General features: G+C 68.0%; 3 protein-coding genes. All 3 read right to left on the bottom strand.

All coding sequences use genetic code 11. The features are described 5' to 3' along the window. Positions 1–48: 48 nt before the first annotated feature. The gene (locus I55_RS07855) at positions 49–666 is read right to left on the bottom strand and encodes a TetR/AcrR family transcriptional regulator (protein ID WP_044559964.1); all 618 of its coding nucleotides are present in this window, start codon (positions 664–666) and stop codon (positions 49–51) included. Positions 667–771: 105 nt separating this feature from the next. Further along, a complete protein-coding gene (locus tag I55_RS07850; RefSeq protein ID WP_044559963.1) occupies positions 772–1683 on the bottom strand; it encodes an alpha/beta fold hydrolase in 912 nt (303 codons plus the stop codon). A 60-nt stretch (positions 1684–1743) separates the two neighbouring features. Next, positions 1744–1967 (bottom strand): hypothetical protein (locus I55_RS07845; RefSeq protein WP_044559962.1); only part of this gene is annotated, 224 nt, incomplete at its 5' end.

The raw sequence follows: 1967 nt of genomic DNA, 5'->3' as shown, positions 1-1967 counted from the left end.
AATTTGTAATTCGTCACTCGTTACGATTCATCCTTCATTCGTCACATATCAGGGGCGCAGGCTGCGCAACACCAACCCCGCCACCGCCGCGGTCGCGGCGTCCACCGTGTCCAGCTTCTCCTCCAGCATCAGCGGATGGGCGAAGGGCCACAGCGTCTCTTCTATGGCGAGGCAGACTTCGTCCAGCGGCGTCTCCCGCTCAAACTCGCCGGCCTCACGCCCCGTGATGACCAGGGTGCGCACCATGTCCCGCAACTCCGCCTCATAGGTGGTGCCGGCGTGCCAATTCTCGGTAACGGCGGTGACGACGATGTCGTGCAGACGGCGCTCCTGGAAGAACAGGTCGGCGCCGGCCTGGGCCAGAGCGGGGTAGAAGCGGCGTAGGCGGTCGGCGGCGGAGGTGGGCTCCGCCATGATGGCGCGCAGCCGGGTGGTGATCTCACTCAGGCACCGGGCGCAGATGGCTTCGCCGATGGCCTGTTTGCTGCTGAAGAATTTGTAGATGTAGGCCGTGGACAGGCCGATGGCCTTGGCCAGATCCGCCACCGTGGTCTTCTGAAAACCGTAGTGCCGGAAATGCTGGTCGGCGGCTTCCACGATTTGGGCGCGGCGCTCATGGTCGGCGGGGCCGCGCTGGCCGGCGGCGGGGCGGGGTAGGGCGGTCATGGCGATGATACCTGTAGGCATGGGGCCGGGTGGGCGGTTGACGCCCATCCCTGAAAATAGACCCTTGGTGACGACTTAACAATATCGTCACTGCCAGGGCAGGTATCACCCCCCAAAAAAGTCCAGGAAGGCGGCCAGTACCGCGTCCGGCTTTTCCTCCTGCAGGGTGTGGCCGCAGTCCAGGGCCTGGCCACGCACGTCGGTCGCCTTATCCCGCCAGGTGGCCAGCACGTCGTACAGCTGGCCCACCACGCCCTTGGCGCCCCACAGGGCCAGCAGGGGGGCGGTCACCCGGCTATCGGCGTCGGCGGCGTCATGCTCCAGGTCTATGGATGCTGCGGCGCGATAATCCTCACAGATGGCGTGCCGGGTGGCCGGGTCCTGGTAGCAGCGCAGGTATTCGGCGAAGACCGCCGGCTCCGTGGCGCCCGGCGTCTTGCTCTGACCGTCGATATGGGTGCGCAGGAAGAACTCCGGATCGGCGGCGATCAGCCGTTCCGGCAGGGGCGCCGGCTGGATCAGGAAGAACCACCAGAAATACCGGGTGGCGAAGGCCTTGTCGGTCAAGGCGTACATGGTGGCGGTGGGAGCGATGTCCAGCACCGCCAGGCGGCTGACGGCGTCCGGATGATCCAGCGCCATGCGGTGGGCCACCCGGCCGCCCCGGTCATGGCCGGCGACGGCGAACCGTCCGCACCCCAGCGCCCGCATCAAGTGCACCTGGTCCAGCGCCATGGCGCGCTTGGCGTAGGGGGCGTGGCGGGCGTCGCTCTCCGGTTTGCCGCTGTCGCCATAGCCGCGCAGGTCCGGCGCCACCACCGTGAACCGTTGCGCCAAGGCCGGGGCGATCTTGCGCCAGGTGGCGTGGGTTTGCGGATGGCCGTGCAGCAGCAGCAGGGGCGGGCCTTCGCCCGCCATCGCCACGCGCAGGGTGACGCCGGTGCCGACGGTGACATCCGCCAGGCGGAAGCCGGCCAGGAAGGGGCTGGGGCCCCGCTCGATAAGGGTCGCGGTCATGCGGCCAGCATGCCCGGTGGCGGCGTCCAAGGGTGATGCAAGCTTTGCATAAACCGATGCCTAGCCCTCGGTCAGTTCCAGCTCATCCGGCGGGGCGGCCGCCAGCTCCGCCCAGTCCAGCTCCTGCTCCAGGATGTGGAAGGCGTCATCGTCGATGTGGCCGCCCCGGCGCAGGTCGGCCGGTATGATCCGCCCCATCGATCCCACGGTGAAGCAGCGCCAGGCGTCCGACCCCGAGACGTCGGTCTGGGTGGGGGCGTCGGACGGCACGGGCAAAACCAAGG

This window comes from Azospirillum sp. B4, from assembly GCF_000333275.1.
GTDB lineage: Bacteria > Pseudomonadota > Alphaproteobacteria > Azospirillales > Azospirillaceae > Nitrospirillum.
This window is presented reverse-complemented; position numbering and strand designations above follow the sequence as displayed.

Bases quoted from the DNA above. Each gene is read 5' to 3' on its own strand.
- I55_RS07855 (WP_044559964.1), bottom strand. From the start codon at position 666: ATGACCGCCCTACCCCGCCCCGCCGCCGGCCAGCGCGGCCCCGCCGAC.
- I55_RS07850 (WP_044559963.1), bottom strand. From the start codon at position 1,683: ATGACCGCGACCCTTATCGAGCGGGGCCCCAGCCCCTTCCTGGCCGGC.